A 17,874-nucleotide genomic window follows, 5' to 3' on the forward strand; every position below is an offset into this window, starting at 1 on the left:
TCACTATTATCAAGCATAATGTGAACTTATAGTTCACTGTAAATATAAAAAAATATGTTGTTTTCTTTCACTATCTCTATATATCTTTAAATTTCTTGAAGTTTAAATTTTAATAATATATAATGTAAACTAATAGATTACATTTAAGTAGGTGATTATATGCAATTTGGTGAAAGAATTAAATCATTAAGATTATCAAATAAATTAACTGCAACTCAACTAGCTAAAGATATTGGAGTTACAAGAGAATATTTAAGTCGTTTAGAAAACAACGCAAAATCTCCATCATTTGAGTTGCTTGAAAAATTATGTGGAGCTTTAAATATAACCTTAGCAGAGTTCTTTAAAACAGATTCATCTGATATAATCCCTGAGCACTTTAAAAAATTTATAGATGAGAACAAAAATCTTACTCCTGAGCAACTTCAAAAACTTAATGAGTTCATAAAAACTCTTAAGTAAGGTGATTAGATGAATATAGGTTCACGTATTAGAGATATAAGAATGCTTAAAAATTTAACAATTACTGCTCTTGCCGAAGCTGTGGGAACAACTCGACCTTATCTACGTGGTGTTAAAACACCTTCTTTCGATATGCTTGAAAAAATTTGTCAAGCATTAAATATAACCATAGACGACTTATTTAATAAAGGTACTGAACCTTCACCCTTGACCCCAGGACTTAAAGACTTAGTAGATGGAGCTAAAAGCCTTACTCCTGAACAGCTCGAAAAACTTAATGAGTTCATAAAAACCCTAAAATAAATTGAAAGGATATGATTTCATGGATAAAGAAATTCTATCTGCTATCAAGCAGTTACTACAAGAAGAAATATCTCCAATAAAATCTCAACTTGATGGACTTCAATCTCAAGTTCAGGAGAACACCCAAATACTCAAAGCTCTTGAGCATAATTCACAAGTACATAAAGCCGAAATAGATAACTTAACTCATGCTGTTGCGGAATTATCTGGTGATGTTAAATCAATCAAAGCTGCAGTAACTAAAGGTGAAAAAGCCTATGATTTCCTTGAAAACCTGAGTAAATTTCCTGCGTCTGAAAATTAGCTATATTTGCTTTTCATATTTAAAATAACTTTAAAAGGATGTGATATAAATGCCTTCTACCGAAAAACTATTACAGCAGATACTTGACTCTCAGAATAAAACCAATGAACGCCTTGATAAACTCGAATCAAAATTTGATGGTCTTCAATCCCAAACATCTGAAAATACTCAAATACTTAAAGCTCTTGAACATAAAGTAGATGTTATAAAAGCCGATCAGGAAAATATGAAGCACAATTTAGCTAATATTTCCGGTGATATACAATCAATAAAGAAAGATGTTGATACCATATCAAAAGATTTAACTATGGTTGAAGCTGTTGCTGGTAAGAACATGACTGACATAGCTTATCTTAAAGGTGTTAAGTAGATGGAGCCTTGCATCCATCACACAACTTCTTTTTTAGTTTCAATTTTAGAAACTATTGAGTTAAAAAAAATGTCCTCTATTGATTTATTGAATTCATCTGCAATAATTTTAGATTCTTTTAATGAAAATTTAATTAAGCCATTTTCTTTTTTCGAATAAGTTGCTTTTGAAACGCCTATTAAATTCGCCATTTGCTCACATGTTAATTTCTTATTTGTCCTTAATTCTTTAACTATATCAGTCAAATGCTATCCCCCCCTTATTGTATATTTCAATTATTGACACTTTATGCTTTAATTATAGTTTCAATTATAGAAATAGTCAATAGATTCACGGAAAATATTTTTAAAAAATATCTTTTCTTGAAACTTTGTTTCGTTTTATGAAATGATACTGTATAATTAATATAAATATGGAGGTATTATTATGAGTTTTGGTAAAAGATTAAAGCAACTCAGAGAAGAAAAAGAACTTACTCAAGAAGAACTTGGGAAAATAGTAAACTTATCAAAACCAACTATTTCAAAATATGAAAAGGATATAATAGAGGCAAATAATTCCACATTAACTATGCTCGCTGACTTTTTCAAAGTTTCAACTGATTATTTATTATGTAGAACAGAGGAAAAAGAATCCCAAGAAACAACAGTACCATCTTCTTATGAGATAAATCCTATAAAAACATTAGGTTCAATAATTAAAGAATATAGAACTATTAATAATTTATCTTTAAGAGATTTTAGTGAAAAGTGCGGTGTAAGTCATACTTATATAAGTCAACTTGAAAAAAGTGTAGATACCAGAACAGGGAAACCTATAGAGCCTACGCTGGATACCGTTATAAAAATTGCTAAAGCCTTAGGTAAATCCACAGAAGGGATACTTATTGAACTTGGATATATAGAAGACAAAGCTAATAAAGATGATTCCGAAATATTAGCTGAAAGGTTTCTTAATATGTTAATAGATATCGGAGAAATTAAAACAAAAGAAGATTTGACATCTGGCAAAGCCTTAAAAATATTAAGTAAAATTTTCAAAGAACTAGAAGAAGATACAGAGTAGCAATTGTATCTTCTTTTTTTATATTCTAATTAGTTTTTATATATTTTAAACTTGTTTTTACAATATAAATAATTTCGTCCCTACTTAAGTCTATCAATAATTTTTTGAATTCCTCCGAAAGTTCAGATTTACATTCCTCGTATTCCTCATAACATTTTTCTAAGCTTAAACTAGATTTCAATGTACACCCCCCATTTTCATATATTTTTCACAGTATATTCACATACTTTTTACATAGTTCAATTATAAACCCATTCGTGTATACTATTTGTGCGATTTACGTAATGTTGCAAGTTTTTTCCGCCTTTTTTCGAGTTTGTTTTTATTATAAGATAGAGTAGTGTCGAATTTTAAACTTTTTAGGAGGAGCTTATGGGATTTTTGATAAGAGAATATAGAAAGAAGATAGGTATAACAACTAGTGAATTAGCAAAAGTAGCCGGATATTCTAGATCTTATGTAAATCAATTGGAAAATGGCAGTAAACGCCCAAGTTTTAAAGCTTTGGAAAAAATAGCACCACATTTAAATGTGTGCATGAAGGATTTGATTTGTGGTTGCAAAAACAAAGGAGTGTTTCCTGATAAATGCCAAGACTGTTGTAAAAGAAGAGAATACAAGAATCAACGTTATTATACCCCCAAAAATCCATAAATACTTCTAGAAGAAGTGGAATATGAGGATAGCTCTATAGGTAATATGGTATGTAAAATACTGAAAGAAAGATATAGAATTAGAGATTCAGGCGACTACCATAGTACTTTGCAATAAGTAATATAAAATAAAAACAAAGTGAATTATATTATTTATTCACTTTGCTAATTTGCTTTACACAATTATTGGCATAATAATTCGCATTTATAAAGAGTCATATGATATTTAAAACTATAGTATCCCCTAATTAATTTAAATGTTGAATTTGGTGGTAATAAAAACTCTTGTTCATTTAATGCATTTTTGCCAACACTCACATAAACCCCTTTTGTTCCCTTAGGTAGATATAATTTTAATATACAGTCACATTTGCGACTTTTGGAAAATCCTTTAAGCGAGCCAGGTACTAATGTGGTACTCATAAATGCTTTGTCGGTAAATGATTTTCCTGTTTCTATTTTTAAAGATTCAAATCCTTTTTTTAACATATTTTTGTACGTATACCTATATACAATAATATTTTCTTGTAGTTCAAATTTACAAATTTCTTTTGTTATAATTGATATTTCTTTAAGATGTTTTTCAATTTCTCCTTTTTCAAAATCCTCAGTACATCCCCACAAGATTCTCTTATATAGAATATTTTTATTGCCTGTATAATAATATAATAAATTTGCTATATCACTTTTATCGGACCTATTTTCATGTATTTCAATATATCTTGTCCACTCTTCAAAGTTATCTGTTATCCATTCATAAACTTCTTCCTCATTTTTAAATTGTCGAAATACTTTTTTATTAAACAATATAACTTCAACTCCTAATTCTATAAATAAGTTTATTGTGGCGTATTACAAACACTACAAGGTTCATATCCCTGTGATTGAGCATCTTCCAAACTTATGGGTATCTGTTTTCTAGCCAAATATCTACAACCTGCAGTATGATATTCATGTTCTTTACTTCCTTTAATAAACTTTCAAACTAGGTATTTCTACATATATTCCTAAAATCCTCCTGAAGGTGATAAAAAACTATTCATTTGGAATATATTATAATTTCGTGATTAATCACAAGAAGGTTTATCAGCTTTGCAAAGAGCTTAGAATACTTAAAAACCAGAGAATACTTAAAGCTAAAATAAAGAGAAATATTGCAGTTAACAGAACTATAAAAAAACGCACATGTAGAATCATTTCACAGAATACTTGAAGATGAGTGTTTAGAAATTAGTGAATTTCAAAGCTATGCGAAAGCATACAAAATAGTAAATGAATTTATGGAATTCTACAATAATAGGAGATTACATTCAAGTTTAAGATTTATGGCTCCACATGAATTTTATAACCTTTATTTTGGAGAAAACCTAACAAATATTCAAATAAGGGCCTAAATTTCAGAGAAATGAAGAATTTATTAGATTCTGTCCAAAACGAGGGGGTAATCCGTTTTTCCGTTTCCAAATACAAAATTATCTGGATGAAATCAAAAATTTTAAATAAAATGACATTGGATTAAAATAAATTAAATAAATCTACTTATAAAAGCGGTAATTTTAGTCTGATTTAATATCCTAATTATTACTGATAATCTCCTCTTCCTTCGGTATCTACCGTAAATTTCACATTAACCTGAATGTCCGAACTACATACTGCCTTATTCCAATCAGTACCTGTACCTCTTCCATATTTTGCAGCAGCAGTTCTTCCTAAATCCAGAATGTCAGTTTTGTATTCACATTTCATATCATTTATTGTTTTATTACACATTTTGTCTACGTAACTTTTCATATCTTTTTCAAATTTCTTTAGTACTTTGGGGTCTGTATTTAAATTGCCGTATAACTGATTAGATATTATATTACCTTTCAAATTCAAATCTATTACGAACTTATATTTTCCATTTTCTTTATAACACTTAACCTTTCTTTTTGAGTATGTATAAGAATTTATATATTCCTTAGAGTTATTTTGTAATGTCAGTGTACCTTTAGTTCTATTTTCTTTTAAAATATTAATTATTCGTGTTTCATTTATATCTGCTTTTCCTACCATTTTATCACCTTTAAACACAGCAAGACCTGTGGTTTCTATGGCAGCATTCTTTATTTCTATATAAGGTAATAATATATTTCTTCCTTCTGCATCCTCTCTTACTATTAAGTCCATAAGTGAATACTCAGTGGGAAAAAAATTGTATTCCTGTAGGTTTTTTATCATACCTTCAATGTATTCTGCCGTATTTGAATATCCTTTAACTTTGTATTTAAACATATCCTCAGCTTTTCCTTTACATACTGCACATAATGCCCTGTCATTTATATATGGATTATTAAGCCATAGATCTAAATAACTTTTAATGCCAGCTGATGCAGAGTTAGCACTAAATAAAAATATTCTATTAAGGCCTAACATAGTTTTTTTACCTTCTTTTAATTGCCTGGTTTCCCTAGTTTCACCTAAGTTTCCACCTTCCCCAGTAAATGTATTACTTGTTACCTTATTATCTTCAAATGAATATACTAATAAAGGTAGTCTATAGGATGTATTGACAGAATCTCTCTCTATATCTACACCAACACCAACAGGTATCTCCAGACTTTGGATTAGTGATCCTTTTACTCCTATGAAACATATAATAAAGATACATACCACAATAATTATTAAGAAAACTTTAAACTTTTTCATAGGTATCTCCTTTTTTAAAACGGATTAAAATTGCTACTGCAGACACATATATTAAATTAAATATTACATAAATAATAATTAGTTTATATGTATAGTCTCCTCTGGTTGTTGGATTTCCATATAACATAGTTATAATAATAATTACAGGATATAGAAGCAGAGCAAATGTTTCTGCAGGTATCTTTTTTACTGATTGATTTAAGCCATAAGAAACTGCAAAATAATAAGTTGCTAGACATTTAAATTCTACCAGAGACCATAAAGATATAAATACAAACCTAAAATTATTTACAATAGCAACATATATACTATCAGCTAATGTTAAGATAGGCCATAAATACTTTGGAGAAGTTTCAATACCTAAGTAATAAATAGTTGCAAAAACAGCCCATACATAAATAAATGCTACGATAATAGTAGCTGTTATACCACATTTTAATAACTTTTTATTATCCTGTAAAAAAGGATAAATAAGAAATATAATCTCCATACCAGAAAGGGCAAAAGCAGTTTCTTTTGAACCTTTTAATATACCAGATAATCCTGAGCCAAATACAGGCATCAAATTCAGAAAACTTCCGTGTGCAAAGATAGCTATAGGAAGAATAACTAGCCCTACAGTTAAATAAAAACCTACTTCAGTTAACCTCCCTAGTGGTTTTATGCCCTTATAGGCAATGTAAGCTATAGGAATTAAAGCAGTAAAAAGGATCTGATAGGGTTTTAAAAAAGAAGTTGAATATACCCTGAATAAATTGGCATATACAGAAAATGACGATGTTAGCACAAATAAGAAGAAAGATATAAAAATAATATTTAAAATACTTCCCAAAAAGTTTCCAAAGCACTTTTTGCTCAATTTCAGTATATTATCTTTAGGAAACTTTTTACACAGATAACTTGCTATAATAACCATATATAGAGGATATACTGTTCCTAATATGCAGCTAATCCAGCTGTCCTGCTTTGCAAATTTTATAATACTGTTAGGTAAGTGCATAAGCTCAATACCTACAATAGCTGACTTTAGTATAAATATAAATTGGCTTGTGGTTAAGAAGGTATCCTGAGTCTTATTCATTTTTTCCCATCCCTGAAATCACTTTGTCTTATAGGGTCATTATGTGGAATAGCATCAGGTCTTTTATTCATTCTCCATAGAGGTGCCCTTATAAATGTATCTTTCATATCACTTTTATGAAAGGCAAAGTAAGGAACTCCAAAATTCTCTAAAGAACAAAGATAAGCTAATATGGAAAACCACCCTATGACTATTCCCAGTACCCCAAGCCAATTTGCCAGTATCAACATAGGATAAGTTAAAATCCTTATTGCGATAGCCATCTGGTAATTAGATATTACAAAAGAGGCAACTGTAGTAACTCCTGCAATAAGTAAGGTGGTCGGACTTACAATTTTTGCCTTGAGTGCAGCATCACCAATTATAATACCACCTACAACACTGACAGTCTGCCCTATTTTGCCAGGTATCCTGAGTCCCCCTTCGCGTAAAAATTCTATAGTTATTTGCATAATTAATAAAGACATAAATGGCGTTAATACTATACCTTGTGTAGATGATATAAGTGACTTAATATATTCAACAGGTATGAGTTCAGGATTAAATTTAACAAAGGTTATATAAATTGCAGGAAAAGTTATTACTATAAAGGTAGCTATAAACCTTAATATTCTTGTAAACCAGGCTTGAAGGGTCCTTCCATAATAATCTTCTATCGTTTGAAAGAACTCTATGAATATAGAAGGATATGTTGTAACATAGGGTGTGCCTGATAACAAAAAAGCTATTCTCCCTTCCATTAAAGCTGCCTCTATTACATCCGGCCTTTCAGAGCCAATAGTCTGTGGAAAAATACTATAGGGGTGCTCTTCTATACACTGCTCAATAAAACTATTTACAGGAACAGAATCTATATCTATAGTATTTATTTTATCCTTTATTATTTGTAAAAACTGTTTATCTACCACATCATCTATGTACATCATTACTAGATCTGTCTGGGACCTTCTTCCCAGTACAAATCTTTCCTCAGATAAATTTTTATCTTTTATTCTTCTACGTAATATGCTTACGTTTGTATCCAAGTTTTCTATAAAGCCTTCCCTCGGTCCTCTCAATGATGGGTCATTTTCAGGCTCAGCTATAGACCTATAAGTTCCACCAGCAGTATTTATCACTATAAAGTTGCAGGAATCTTGAATCAATAATACAGTTTTTCCCCTCTTAATACCTTCTACAGCCTTGTTTATATCTGTTTCAATATAAGTATCACTAACGGCAATGTACTTTTTGTGTATGTAGTCTTCTATATTTTCCATGTTTGCAAAATCTTCATTAGCATTTATCATTAATGGCTTCAATATATCTCTGTCTATCATATTTTTATCGGTTAATCCATTTACATAGATAATTGCAGCCCCTAAGGAATTTTTATTTCCAATAAGTAAGTTTCTTATTACCAATTCAGTTTGCTTTCCCAGTAGGTTTTTTATATTGTTGATATTATCATTCATATTACATTTTTTGTTAGGCATTTACTTCACCTCATAATCTAAATAATATTTATAGTTCCCAAGCTTTGTTAAAAATATTTATCAAGAGAATAAATTATAATACTTTAAAGTGGGTAATATGGATATTGCTATATTGAAACACAGACCAGTGTAAAATTTATCGGTTCCAAAAACTCAGAAAACTAAAAATGCACCCCCAATAGTGCATTTTTAGATATCCTGAAACATATATTTAACGTTGAAAACATGACAGCTTCAAATATATTATATTACAATTATATTAAACTTGAACTTATCTAAATTTGGTTTTTATGTTCATAAAAAATAGATAAAATATGGTATAATCTTTATTAAGAGAATAAAGATGTTTTTAGTTAGTCACCTCCCGGAATTTTATCTCTTACAAAAGAGGTCGTTGCGGTTAATTTGACAGCAGAGGAGGTGGCAATATGAGTGATACTGTGATTATAGTAGTATCAATATGTATTACATCATCATGTTTAACAGCCATGGTGATTGTAGGAACATATTTAAAAGATAGATTAATAATCAAAGGTAAGTCTTCAATTGGAAAATTGACTAAAAATGAAATATCTATAACAGCTGAAGATAAAAACTCAAAAAACTAAAAATGCACCTTTGCGACAGAGTGCATTTTTAGATATCTTAAAACATATTTTAACATTAAACCGTGACGGCTTCTTTTAAACATATTATATCACAATTATTTAAAATTTAAACTTATTTAAATATAAATTTTATGATAAATTATAATTTTTAGAAAAGTGTTATTCATAAAGGAGACATCTTAAAAATGAATGTATGCATATATTTACGTAAGAGTAGAGCAGATGAAGAATTAGAAAGAGATTTAGGCCAAGGTGAGACACTGGCGAAACACAGGAAAGCACTTCTTAAATATGCAAAAGAAAAGGATTTGAATATTGTTGAGGTACACGAGGAAATTGTATCTGGAGAAAGTCTAATACACAGACCTGAGATGCTTAAAATGCTTAAGGAAATAGAGAATGGTAGGTATGATGCTGTTCTATGTATGGATGTTCAAAGACTTGGGCGTGGAAACATGCAGGAGCAAGGATTAATTTTACAGACTTTTAAGGACCATAATACCAAGATAATAACATTGCAAAAGACTTATGATCTTAACAATGACTTTGATGAAGAATACTCCGAGTTTGAAGCATTTATGAGTAGAAAAGAATTGAAAATGATAAACCGCAGGCTTCAAAGTGGCAGAATTCGTTCCATTGAAGAAGGAAATTATTTGTCTCCCCTGCCTCCTTACGGATATAATATAAAAGACGAAAAGCATAGTCGTTCTTTATCCCCACATACAGAGCAATCACCAGTAGTTAAATTAATATTTGATATGTACGTCAGCAAACATATGGGATGCGGTAGTATAGCCTCTGAACTCGATAAAATGGGTTATAAATCTTATACAGGTAGTTCGTGGAGTGCAAGCACCATTGCATCCATAATAAAAAACCCTGTATATATAGGTAAAGTAACATGGAAGAAAAAAGATATAAAAAAATCTAAGAATCCGAACAAGGTAAAAGATACTAAATTGCGCCCTCGAGACGAATGGGTTGTAGTTGATGGCAAACATCCATCAATAATAGATGAAAATACTTTTTATACCGCACAGGAAATAATAAATAGGAGATATCATGTACCATACCAAATTACTAATGGCTCTAGGAATCCACTGGCTGGCATAATAATATGCGGTATATGCGGCTCTAAGATGGTATATAGGCCATATGGGAATAGAGCTGCACATATAATATGTCCTAAAAAAAATTGTAGCAACAAAAGCAGTAAATTTATTTATATTGAAAATAGGTTACTTGAAAGTATGAAGGTACTTCTTGAAAATTTAGAATTAAATATAGAAGTGAATAAAAAAGAAAATAAAAACATTAACATGTATTCAAAACAAATAAAAAATTTAGAATCTGAACTAAATGAGTTAAAAATACAAAAGACAAAGCTTTATGACTTACTTGAAAGAGGGATTTATGATATAGACACTTTTGTTGCTCGTTCTAAAAATATAGCTGATAGAATAGAAAAGACAACTAAAAGTATATCTATACTAAAAGAGAACATTATTTATGAAAATAAAAAACAAGATAATAAAGAAATAATTTTTAAGATTAAGAATGTGCTCCAGGTATATGAAAAATCAGATATAAATAAAAAAAATATATTGCTAAAAAACACACTTGTTAAAGCAATATATTTGAAGAGAAAAGATCAGAAGGATGATGACTTTTCCCTTGTTATCTACCCTCGTATCAGTTTTTAAAATATAGGTCTAACATAAAGAAGGTAATTCATTGCCTTCTTTATCAACACCTATTGGATCTTGCAAATACACTTCATTTTTAATTTTCTTATTATTTCTTATAAGCATTAATATCTCATTTTCTATACACTTTGCTGCATATGTTGCCAGCCTGGTACCTTTAGATGAATCAAAAGAATCTATTGCTTTAATTAATCCCACAGTTCCAATAGAAATTAAATCATCCACATCTTTACCGGGATATGAATATTTTTTTACAATATGTGCTACTAACCTTAAATTTCTCTCTACTAAAATACTTTTAGCAAGTAAATCTCCTTCTCTTAATTTCTTTAAATAATACCCTTCTTCTTCATCATTTAAAGGTTGCGGAAATGAACTATTATTTGTAATATAAGCCGTCATAAACACTACATTTCCAAGAATATCTAATAAGCAATTTGTTAAAAACACTGGCTGCTCCTCCTAATAGTGCTTATTAATATACTATGAGGAGCTTTTTTAAAAAGTGCATATATAAAAAAATTTATTTTATTTTTTTGAGAAGGTTTTTTAAAATTCTTATTCTAGATACTGTTTTACCTTTAAAACTATACTTTTAAAGATTGGAGCAGCTGTACTTCCTCCGCTTTCACTATTTTTATCTATGTCTTGGACAAACACAGCCATGGAATAATTTTTTCCATTTACCTGAAAAAATCCTACAAACCATCCATCTGAATGTTCTTCTGTGCTCTTATTTTTTCCCGTTAGCTCTATTCTTTGGGTACTTCCTGTCTTTCCTCCAATCTCCATACCCTCTATATATGCAGATTTACCAGTACCGCTTTTCACTACATCTATCATCTGATTTTTCATTTCTTCTGCCGTAGATTTCTTTATTACAGAACTATTTGTTGTATTTAGCTTTTCTATAACATTGTTTTTATTATCCACATAGGCATCTACTATATAAGGCTTAACATATGTTCCACCATTTATAACCGTATTAGGTATACTTATAGCTTCTATTGGTGTTATTCTAACATTTTGCCCTATAGCTGCAAGTGCTACAGTTCCATCACTAGAATTAGGATTTTTTACCTCAAATAATCCTTCTTTCTCTCCATCTAAATTTAAAACTTTTTCAAATAATCCCTGGGATTTTGCATTATCATAAAAGTTATTAAATCCAACTTTATTTCCTATCTGTGCAAACACATCATTAGAGGATACTGCCAGTGCTTCTCCTGGTGTTAAAATACTGTGTTCAGGCTCTTCCTCATACAATCCTTTACTAGTAAATTTATCATTTGGATTTATTATATTTTTATCAAGTCCAGCCTCCTCTACTATAACCTTAAATATGGAGCCTGGAAAAAATCCATGATTAGTAGCAACTCCTAAATTTACATTGGGCTTAGTGTCGTCTTTTTGTACTAATGCTTTTATTTTTCCGGTGCTTGCTTCCATTAAAACAACCCCAATTTGACCAAAATTCTTATTTTCACTACTATTTAATATTTCTTTTATGCTATTTTGTATATTTTTATCTAAAGTTAATCTTACATTTACATTATTCTCTGGAAAACTAGTTTTTTCATTTATTATTTTGCCATTTGCATCTCTTGCAAATACAATTTCAGGCTTTTCATTATCTTTAGTCTTCTCATATATCTGCATTTCCAGGGAATCTTTGGACTTCATTGTATTATCTACAGTTCTCTTAGGGTTTAAAAGTAAATTCTCTATGCTCCATACTCCACTTCTATTTAAAGGAGAATATTCATAGGTATAAAAACCATTTACATTACCTATATTCTTTAATTTATTATAAGTACTTTCATCAATTTGATAGTATAATTTTTGACTACTATTTGATATTCCGATTTTAGCTAAGTCATAGTCAGCATTATAATTTCTAAGAGTATATATTAAAGTTAGCATACTTTCTGAATCCACATCTGAATTATCCTTTAAAAATATATCTGGAGATATTACAGCATAATATTCCTTATTATAATTCATAAGCTGTTTTCCATTAGAATCATATAATATATAATTAGCATCTGTCAGAGATTCGTTGTAGGAGTATTGAGAATTTGCCATTACACTGAGCTTATCTTCCTTCAAATATTGTAAACTTATTATTTTAAAATATAACATTAAAAATACAATACTAAACATCAAGAATAAAATGGACTGTCTATTTTTAATTACATTTCTATTTATTTTTAACATAAAAACACCTCATCTAGACTAAATTTTTGTCCAAAATAAGGTATTTTATTCACCATGATATGATTATCCTAATATATTTACAGCTTTTTCATTCTTATAAGCATATCTCCTTTTTCCAGTTTTTCATTTACTCTGGCCGTAAATATCATTTGGGCAACTGGAACAGATTTTATTTTTTTTCCCTGTTCATCTTTTATATCATCTAAATTCACATAAAAGCTGTCTCCTTCAGGCCTTAATATTTCCACCTTATCTCCGTCAAAGACTTTATTCCTCTGCTCTATAACTGCTACACCTTTATAAACATCATAGTCTTTCACTATGCCTACTATATCATAATCCCTTATATAAGAAGAGGTTTCATGGATCTGACTGTGAGTATCCCCAAAATAAAAGCCTGTAAAATACACTCTATGACTTGCTTTCATTAAATCTTCCAGCCACTTACTTTGAAACACATAGTTTTTTGGATCTTCAAAATAGGCATCAATTGCCCTTCGGTAAGCTTTTACTACCGTAGCCACATAATAAGAACTTTTCATTCTTCCCTCTATTTTAAATGAATTTATTCCACTTTCAACTAATTCAGGAATATGTTCTATCATACAAAGATCTTTAGAATTCAATATGTAAGTTCCTTTGTCATCTTCAAATACTGGAAAATACTCTCCCGGTCTTTTTTCTTCCATCAAGTAGTACTTATACCTGCATGGTTGGGCACACTGACCTCTGTTTGAATCTCTTCCCGTCATGTAATTGGAAAGCACGCACCTACCTGAATAAGATATACACATAGAACCATGAACAAAAGCTTCTATTTCACAGCTTTTCGGAAGATGCTCTCTTATATCTCTTATTTCTTTAATAGATAACTCCCTAGCCAGTACTATTCTCCTCATTCCCTGGCTGTGCCAGAAGTTAGCAGACTTCCAATTTACACAGTTAGCCTGGGTACTTAAATGTAATTCTAAATTTGGAACAACTTCTCTAGCAGTGGTTATTACTCCTGGATCTGACACAATTATTCCATCTGCCTTTAATTCGTATAACTTTTTCAAATAATCTTCCAGCCCTTTTAAATCTTCATTGTGAGGAAATACATTTACAGTTATAAACACTTTTTTATTTCTTTTATGGGCATACTCTATTCCCTGTTTTAATTCCTCATCTGTAAAATTATCTGCAAATGCTCTTAAATTTAACCTGTTTCCTCCAAGATAAACTGCATCGGCCCCAAAATTTACAGCCGTTTGTAGTTTTTCCAGGTTACCGGCTGGTGCTAAAAGTTCCGGCTTCTTCATATCAGTCCCTCCTTACCGTAACAGCTATACCATCTCCCATAGGTATAATTGACGTAACAAATTTATTATTATCAGATATATCATTTAAATATTTCCTCATCCTTTTAACTATGGTTATCTTTCTTCTTTCCACTAATTCATCCCATGCTACCATTCCTCTAAAAAGCACATTATCTGCTACTATTATGCCGTCTTCACCTAACAAATTCAAACAATAAGGTAAAAATTGATTATAGTGTCCTTTTCCTGCATCCATAAATATAAAATCATACTTCTCCTGCATATTTTTAAGTACTTCAAGGCAATCCCCTTCAACAACCTGAATACAATTCATGAATTTGTACTTTTTTATATTATCCCTGGCAATTCTCACCATATTTCTATCTCTTTCTATGGTTGTTATTAAACTTTTCTTACCGGAGTTTATACTCATCAAAATAGCGGAATAGCCAATAGCCGTTCCTAGTTCTAAGATCTTCAAAGGTTTTTTTATATTTATCATAAGCTCTAAGAATCTAGCTACCTCTTTTTGAACTATTGGCACAGAATTTTGACTTGCATAGTCCTCCATTTCTTTTAAAATACCACTATGTTCTTCTATTAACGACTTTATATAATATTCTATATATTCATGTACAACACCACTCATTTTTTCCTCCAAAAGAATTAATCTCCCTGGGTAGCTTCCTTTACTTGTAAAAACTTTTTACTATCATCTGTAAAAAAATGTGTTCCGTCATTATTGGAAACAAAATAAAGATAATTTGTATTTTCTGGTTTTATAGCTGCTAAAATGCACCCTTTTCCAGGGTTTGATATGGGTCCTTCAGGAAGTCCATTTACTTTATATGTATTATATACAGAATCAACTTGCAGATCTTTATAATATAATTTATCTTTGTGTACTCCCAGGGCATATAGTACTGTAGCACAGGATTGAAGTTTCATTCCTTTCTGCAACCTATTATAAAATACAGAAGCTGCCTTTCCTCTTTCTTCTGGCTTTTCTACTTCCTTTTCTACTATAGATGCCATGGTTATTATTCTATCAAGCTCCTGTCCTTTCATTTGTACGCCAGTATCCTTTTCCACTTCATCTATAACTTCACAGAACCTATCCAGCATAATCTTAATTATATCTTCCCCGCTGCTTCCTTTTAAAAACTTATAAGTATCTGGAAAGAGATATCCCTCTAAATTATATCTCCTTTTAGCATCTTGTTTTATAAAATCAGGTAACTTATAATTTTTACAGCTTTCTAAAAAATCAGCACTGTTTATTACCCCATTTTTTTGCAAAATCATGCCTATATGTTCTGTATCACTGCCTTCAGGGATTAAAACTTCTACAGGTTCATCGTCTTTAATACCTACTTTTAAATAAGCTTCAAATTCACCCAAAGTTATGCTTCTTGAAAAAGAATATGATCCCTGCTTTACTTTAACATTTCCAAAATGTTTATTTATGTACCATTTCAACACAGATGCATTTTTCACCAGTCCTTGTTCACTTAATGTGTCTATAACCTGTGATAAATTTTCTTCCTGTTTTACATTAATACTTATTTTTTTTGCATTAGATTTAAGTGGATATTTTATATTATCTACCACATAATATAAAATTCCACCAATTATTATAATTAAAGCCAAACTACAGAGCAAAAAAACACTTTTCAAGTTTTTTTTCACCATTAACAATCCTTCCTACTTTTTTCTCATGGCTTTCCTTCTCTGTTCTGAATTCAGTATCCTCTTTCTCATTCTTATACTTTTAGGAGTGACTTCTACCAGTTCATCTGACGCTATAAATTCTAATGATTTTTCCAGAGTCATTTCATTTAACGGTACTAATTTCAAAGCCTCATCAGCACCTGAAGATCTGGTATTTGATAAATGCTTTTTCTTACATACATTTACTTCTATGTCTTCAGCCCTGGAACATTCACCAGCTATCATTCCTTCATACACATCCACTCCTGGTCCTATAAATAATATTCCCCTTTCCTGGGCATTATAAAGTCCATAGGTTATAGATGTACCTGCTTCAAATACTACCAGTGATCCCCTAGTTCTTTCAGGTATGTCCCCTTTATATTCTTCATAATCATCCAGCAAGTGGTTCATTATGCCATTTCCTTTAGTGTCAGTCATAAATTCATTTCTAAATCCAATAAGTCCTCTAGCAGGTATTTTAAATTCTAGCCTAACATATCCATTTACTGCAGATGTCATATTTACCATTTTAGCTTTTCTTGGTCCTAATTTTTCCATAACTACTCCCATAAATTCCTCTGGTACATCTATGGTGAGATGCTCAATAGGTTCCAATTTTTTCCCATCTTTTTCTTTAAATATAACTGTAGGCTTTGAAACTTGAAATTCATAACCTTCTCTCCTCATGGTCTCTATTAAAATTGAAAGATGGAGTTCGCCTCTGCCACTTACCTTGAAGCAATCCGGTGAATCAGTTTCTTCTACTCTGAGGGATACATTGGTTTCTAATTCTTTCATAAGTCTATCTCTCAAATGTCTTGAAGTTACATAATTTCCTTCTCTCCCAGCAAAAGGAGAATCATTTACCATAAAATTCATACTCAATGTAGGCTCATCTATATCAACAAAAGCAATAGCTTCTGGATTTGATATATCAGCTATAGTTTCGCCTATATTTATATTTTGGATACCAGAAACCGCAACTATATCTCCAAGTTTAGCTTCATTTACTTCTTCCTTCTTAAGTCCATTATAAATATACAAGTTAGATACTTTTACATTCTCTATTTTATTTCCTTTTCTTATCAGTGCAACTTGCTGATTTTTCTTTATAGTTCCCCTGGTTATTTTTCCTACTCCTATCCTACCTACATATTCATTATGATCTATTGTTGTAACAAGCATTTGAAGTGGCATGTCTATATATCCTTCCGGTGCTGGAACATTTTTTATTATGGTGTCAAATAGAGGCTCCATAGTACTAGAATCATCTTCTATTTCATACTTTGCAAAACCCGCTTTTGCAGAACAGTATACTACCTGAAAATCAAGCTGTGAATCTGTAGCACCCAGTTCTACAAATAGATCAAATATTTCATCTAAAACTTCAGAGGACCTTGCATCCGGTCTGTCTATCTTATTTATTACAACTATAGGTTCCAATTCTAGTTCCAGTGCTTTCTTTAAAACAAATTTTGTCTGGGGCATAGGTCCCTCATAAGCATCCACCACTAATAAAACACTATCTACCATTTCAAGCACACGTTCAACTTCTCCACCAAAATCAGCATGACCTGGAGTGTCTACAATATTTATTTTAACTCCTTTATGTACTACCGAAGTATTTTTTGAAAGTATGGTAATACCTCTTTCTTTTTCAAGGGCATTGGAATCCATAACCCTTTCCTCAACTTTCTCATTTGCTCTAAATATATTACTCTGTTTTAAAAGTGCATCCACTAATGTGGTCTTGCCATGGTCAACATGGGCAATTATTGCCACATTTCTTATGTCATTTCTTGTAAATAAATTCATTATTATTCCTCCAATTTGAAATTAGGTATAGGTATATGAGAATAACTATATCAAAATATATTACGCACACTGAAAAAATTGGATACTTTTTTGTATCCAATTAAAATTAT

At 30.5% G+C, this 17,874-nt stretch carries 19 protein-coding genes and 2 pseudogenes; 9 read left to right on the forward strand and 12 right to left on the reverse strand.

All coding sequences use genetic code 11. From position 1 onward, the window contains the following. The first annotated feature begins 159 nt into the window (after positions 1-159). From ACJDU8_RS12895 to ACJDU8_RS12910, 4 genes are read left to right on the forward strand one after another with little or no spacing between them, the layout of a single operon-like run. Positions 160-462 (forward strand): helix-turn-helix domain-containing protein, encoded by a 303-nt coding sequence (locus tag ACJDU8_RS12895; RefSeq protein WP_406792560.1) that lies wholly within the window; start codon positions 160-162, stop codon positions 460-462. Positions 463-471: 9 nt separating this feature from the next. Beyond that, entirely contained in the window at positions 472-765 is a 294-nt protein-coding gene (locus ACJDU8_RS12900) for a helix-turn-helix domain-containing protein (protein ID WP_406792561.1), read from the forward strand. Between the two features lie 19 nt (positions 766-784). After that, complete coding sequence (locus ACJDU8_RS12905) at positions 785-1,069, forward strand: hypothetical protein (RefSeq protein ID WP_406792562.1); 285 nt, start codon at positions 785-787, stop codon at positions 1,067-1,069. A 49-nt stretch (positions 1,070-1,118) separates the two neighbouring features. Further along, on the forward strand, positions 1,119-1,439 hold the full coding sequence (locus ACJDU8_RS12910; RefSeq protein ID WP_406792563.1) for a hypothetical protein: 321 nt from the start codon (positions 1,119-1,121) through the stop codon (positions 1,437-1,439). Positions 1,440-1,456: 17 nt separating this feature from the next. On the opposite strand, the gene ACJDU8_RS12915 is transcribed toward ACJDU8_RS12910, so the two are convergent. Beyond that, a complete protein-coding gene (locus ACJDU8_RS12915) occupies positions 1,457-1,684 on the reverse strand; it encodes a helix-turn-helix transcriptional regulator (protein ID WP_406792564.1) in 228 nt (75 codons plus the stop codon). Positions 1,685-1,865: 181 nt separating this feature from the next. Here ACJDU8_RS12915 and ACJDU8_RS12920 point away from each other — a divergent pair, with 181 nt between their 5' ends. After that, the gene (locus ACJDU8_RS12920; protein WP_406792565.1) at positions 1,866-2,504 is read left to right on the forward strand and encodes a helix-turn-helix domain-containing protein; all 639 of its coding nucleotides are present in this window, start codon (positions 1,866-1,868) and stop codon (positions 2,502-2,504) included. A gap of 25 nt (positions 2,505-2,529) precedes the next feature. On the opposite strand, the gene ACJDU8_RS12925 is transcribed toward ACJDU8_RS12920, so the two are convergent. Further along, positions 2,530-2,685 (reverse strand): hypothetical protein, encoded by a 156-nt coding sequence (locus ACJDU8_RS12925; RefSeq protein WP_406792566.1) that lies wholly within the window; start codon positions 2,683-2,685, stop codon positions 2,530-2,532. 191 nt (positions 2,686-2,876) lie between these two features. Between ACJDU8_RS12925 and ACJDU8_RS12930 the strand changes: the two genes are divergently transcribed. Further along, entirely contained in the window at positions 2,877-3,158 is a 282-nt protein-coding gene (locus ACJDU8_RS12930; protein ID WP_406792567.1) for a helix-turn-helix transcriptional regulator, read from the forward strand. A 182-nt stretch (positions 3,159-3,340) separates the two neighbouring features. Here ACJDU8_RS12930 and ACJDU8_RS12935 read toward each other — a convergent pair whose 3' ends face one another. Next, the gene (locus ACJDU8_RS12935; protein ID WP_406792568.1) at positions 3,341-3,964 is read right to left on the reverse strand and encodes an ADP-ribosyltransferase; all 624 of its coding nucleotides are present in this window, start codon (positions 3,962-3,964) and stop codon (positions 3,341-3,343) included. A gap of 383 nt (positions 3,965-4,347) precedes the next feature. On the opposite strand from ACJDU8_RS12935, the pseudogene ACJDU8_RS12940 reads away from it, so the two are divergent. After that, positions 4,348-4,551 (forward strand): annotated as a pseudogene (locus tag ACJDU8_RS12940) (integrase core domain-containing protein); the annotation flags it as partial. Between the two features lie 187 nt (positions 4,552-4,738). On the opposite strand, the gene ACJDU8_RS12945 reads toward ACJDU8_RS12940, so the two are convergent. Genes ACJDU8_RS12945 through ACJDU8_RS12955 form a run of 3 tightly spaced genes read right to left on the reverse strand, consistent with a single transcriptional unit; the run spans position 4,739 to position 8,401 of the window. After that, complete coding sequence (locus ACJDU8_RS12945; RefSeq protein WP_406792569.1) at positions 4,739-5,845, reverse strand: Ger(x)C family spore germination protein; 1,107 nt, start codon at positions 5,843-5,845, stop codon at positions 4,739-4,741. After that, positions 5,832-6,926 carry a GerAB/ArcD/ProY family transporter gene (locus tag ACJDU8_RS12950; protein WP_406792570.1) on the reverse strand — a complete coding sequence of 365 codons (1,095 nt, stop codon included), beginning with the start codon at positions 6,924-6,926 and terminating at the stop codon, positions 5,832-5,834. Before ACJDU8_RS12950 ends, ACJDU8_RS12945 begins: the two co-directional genes overlap by 14 nt. After that, complete coding sequence (locus tag ACJDU8_RS12955) at positions 6,923-8,401, reverse strand: spore germination protein (RefSeq protein ID WP_406792571.1); 1,479 nt, start codon at positions 8,399-8,401, stop codon at positions 6,923-6,925. Before ACJDU8_RS12955 ends, ACJDU8_RS12950 begins: the two co-directional genes overlap by 4 nt. 428 nt (positions 8,402-8,829) lie before the next feature. Here ACJDU8_RS12955 and ACJDU8_RS12960 point away from each other — a divergent pair, with 428 nt between their 5' ends. Then, on the forward strand, positions 8,830-9,009 hold the full coding sequence (locus ACJDU8_RS12960; RefSeq protein WP_406792572.1) for a hypothetical protein: 180 nt from the start codon (positions 8,830-8,832) through the stop codon (positions 9,007-9,009). 185 nt (positions 9,010-9,194) lie between these two features. Continuing rightward, on the forward strand, positions 9,195-10,715 hold the full coding sequence (locus ACJDU8_RS12965; RefSeq protein ID WP_406792573.1) for a recombinase family protein: 1,521 nt from the start codon (positions 9,195-9,197) through the stop codon (positions 10,713-10,715). Positions 10,716-10,739: 24 nt separating this feature from the next. On the opposite strand, the pseudogene ACJDU8_RS12970 reads toward ACJDU8_RS12965, so the two are convergent. The 6 genes and pseudogenes from ACJDU8_RS12970 to typA all read right to left on the reverse strand — a co-directional run. Continuing rightward, positions 10,740-11,168: pseudogene (locus ACJDU8_RS12970) on the reverse strand (sigma-70 family RNA polymerase sigma factor); the annotation flags it as partial. Between the two features lie 108 nt (positions 11,169-11,276). Next, positions 11,277-12,935, reverse strand: coding sequence for a penicillin-binding transpeptidase domain-containing protein (locus ACJDU8_RS12975; protein WP_406792574.1), 1,659 nt, complete (start codon positions 12,933-12,935; stop codon positions 11,277-11,279). A gap of 77 nt (positions 12,936-13,012) precedes the next feature. Beyond that, entirely contained in the window at positions 13,013-14,236 is a 1,224-nt protein-coding gene (locus ACJDU8_RS12980) for a peptidase U32 family protein (protein ID WP_406792575.1), read from the reverse strand. A 1-nt stretch (position 14,237) separates the two neighbouring features. Next, on the reverse strand, positions 14,238-14,885 hold the full coding sequence (locus ACJDU8_RS12985; protein WP_406792641.1) for an O-methyltransferase: 648 nt from the start codon (positions 14,883-14,885) through the stop codon (positions 14,238-14,240). Positions 14,886-14,902: 17 nt separating this feature from the next. Next, positions 14,903-15,928 carry an endolytic transglycosylase MltG gene (mltG, locus tag ACJDU8_RS12990; RefSeq protein WP_406792576.1) on the reverse strand — a complete coding sequence of 342 codons (1,026 nt, stop codon included), beginning with the start codon at positions 15,926-15,928 and terminating at the stop codon, positions 14,903-14,905. Between the two features lie 12 nt (positions 15,929-15,940). Beyond that, positions 15,941-17,764 (reverse strand): translational GTPase TypA, encoded by a 1,824-nt coding sequence (gene typA / locus ACJDU8_RS12995; protein ID WP_406792577.1) that lies wholly within the window; start codon positions 17,762-17,764, stop codon positions 15,941-15,943. Positions 17,765-17,874 lie beyond the last annotated feature (110 nt).

The organism is Candidatus Clostridium eludens (assembly GCF_045310515.1).
Lineage (GTDB): Bacteria > Bacillota > Clostridia > Clostridiales > Clostridiaceae > Clostridium_B > Clostridium_B eludens.